This is a genomic window from Leisingera sp. F5, assembly GCF_001593695.1.
In genome coordinates this window covers 1-2,276 of the sequence record NZ_LUKH01000489.1, presented here as the reverse complement: position 1 = coordinate 2,276, position 2,276 = coordinate 1, and the positions used below count along the sequence as shown (strand labels likewise).

Below are 2,276 nucleotides of genomic sequence, written 5' to 3'. Positions count from 1 at the left end.
CTGATCTGCGCAAGGGCGTCCAGATGCGCCTCGCGGTTCTGCTTGAAGCCTTCCGAGGAGGGCATCGCCTTGGATGTGAGTTTCATTCCATTTCCTTTTTCAAAGGGAGGCGGCGGTTAAAAGCCACTACAGGCGCAAAGAATGCGATCAGGAAAAACGGGAAAGCCCCGCCCCGCAGTTTTGTCAGACCGGTTGATGTCTCGTAGGTCAGCTGCGGAAATATGGTTTCCAAGAAGCCGCCCATTAGAAAGAACGAGGCAATCATCAGGGGAGCGCACCGCGTCATAAGCCGGAAGCTGTATTCAAAATGGCTCAGCCCCAGACACCAGCGCGCACCACAGGATCTGCACGCAACAGCTTTCAACCGTTTGCGCCTTCGAGGCACCAGCTTGGCACCGGGCACAATGCCACCGCACTCTGGGCATTTAGGGTTCAATAACCGGGCAAACCAGGCAACATGCTTGTCACTGAGGCTTTCTTGTCTCTGTGTCAAAGGCCCGTCTCCCCCGCAGCCCGCGCCTTCAGTTCCTTGCGGATCACCTTGCCGGTTACAGTCATCGGCAGGGCGTCGAGAAATTCCACTTCGCGCGGGTAGGAATACTGCGCGAGGCGCTCCTTCACGTAGTCCTGCAGTTCTTTCTCGGCGGCGGTGGCACCAGGTTTCAGCACCACATAGGCCTTGACGATCTCGGTCCTGAGAGGATCGGGCTTGCCGACCACGCCCACAGTCGCCACCGCCGGGTGGGTCAGCAGGCAATCCTCGATCTCCGCCGGGCCGATACGGTAGCCTGCCGAGGTGATCACGTCATCCTCGCGCCCCACAAAGCGCAGATAATCACCCTCCCAGACGCCGCGGTCGCCGGTCACCAGCCAGTCGCCGCGGAACTTTGCCGCGGTCTCCGAAGGCCGGTTCCAGTATTCCAGCAGCATTGAGGCAGAGCCGCGGCGAATGGCAACGTCGCCCTCGCCGTCCGTGGGATTGCCCGACCCATCAATCACCGCCAGCTCATGCCCCGGCACCGCTTTGCCAATGCAGCCCGGGCGCGGTTCGTAATCCGCAGCACAGGAGGAGGCCACCATATTGCATTCGGTCTGGCCGTAAAACTCGTTGATGGTCACCCCCAGCCGCCGCCGGCCCCAGGCGAGCATTTCGGCGCCCAGGGGCTCTCCACCGCTGGCAACAGAGCGCAGGCCGTGGAGCCCCTGCCCGGCTGCCTTGAGCATCCGGAGCGCGGTCGGCGGAAAGAAGATGTTGCGCACACTGGCCTTTGCGATCAGATCGGCGCAGGCCTCAGGTGTGAACTTGTCCAGCCGTGCGGCGACCACTGGAACGCCCAGCGCCAGGCCCGGCATCAGCACATCGAACAACCCGCCGATCCAGGCCCAGTCCGCCGGGGTCCAAAGGCAATCGCCCTCCTGCCCCAAATGGTCATGGCTGATGGCAACACCCGGCAGGTGCCCGGTCAGCACCCGGTGGCCATGCAGCGCGCCCTTGGGGTTGCCGGTGGTGCCCGAAGTGTAAATCAGCACCGCTGGGGTTTCAGGCGTGGTGTCGGCAAAAGGCACCGGCGGGCCATCCATTCCGGCGGTCTCTGTCATCACCGCTTCGGCCAGATCGCCGAGCAGATCCGCTCCCTCGGTGTCCGTAAAAACAAACTGCACTCCGGCATCGCCTGCGCGGGAGGCCAGCGCGTCGCGTTTGAACAGCTTGAACAGCGGCACCGAGATGCCGCCCGCCTTCCAGATGGCCAGATGCGCTGCAGCACACCATGGCGACTGGCTCAGCAGCACGCCGACGCGGTCGCCCGGCTGGATGCGGGTCAGCAGGTAGCGAGCCAGGCCATCCACCATCTCGGACAGCGCGCCATAAGAAAAGCTGCGGCGCGCAGGGCCGGTCATATCGATCAGCGCCACAGCCTCAGCAGGATGCGACAGGCATTGGGCGGCCATGTTCAGCCGCTCCGGCAGGTCCCAGCTGCCATCGGCGCGCAGCCCAGGAATGTTACAAAAATCATGCATATTTAGACATTCCAGAAACGCATAGCTGATATGCATTTTTTCCCTGCATTTTCAAAGGCAAAGCAAGGGTCTCCTTGATTCAGATCAGGGTTTCCACCCGCTTCCGGGTGCACCACGGCGGAGTAATCATAAGAAAAGGGACGCACCCCATGAAACGCATGGTTTCCGCTTTGGCATTGACCTCTGCCCTGGCCGCGCTGGCCGGCCCCGCGCTGGCCCAGCAGCAGGGCGATTGGACCGTTGGCGTCGGCATCGCC

The 2,276-nt window shown here is 62.4% G+C and carries 2 protein-coding genes; both read right to left on the bottom strand.

The annotated features are described in order from the left end of the window. Window positions 1-82: 82 nt before the first annotated feature. Complete coding sequence (locus A2I95_RS32305; RefSeq protein WP_291736414.1) at window positions 83-493, bottom strand: hypothetical protein; 411 nt, start codon at window positions 491-493, stop codon at window positions 83-85. Then, window positions 490-2,019: an AMP-binding protein gene (locus A2I95_RS32300; RefSeq protein WP_291736412.1), complete on the bottom strand. Its 1,530-nt coding sequence runs from the start codon at window positions 2,017-2,019 to the stop codon at window positions 490-492. Before A2I95_RS32300 ends, A2I95_RS32305 begins: the two co-directional genes overlap by 4 nt. Window positions 2,020-2,276 lie beyond the last annotated feature (257 nt).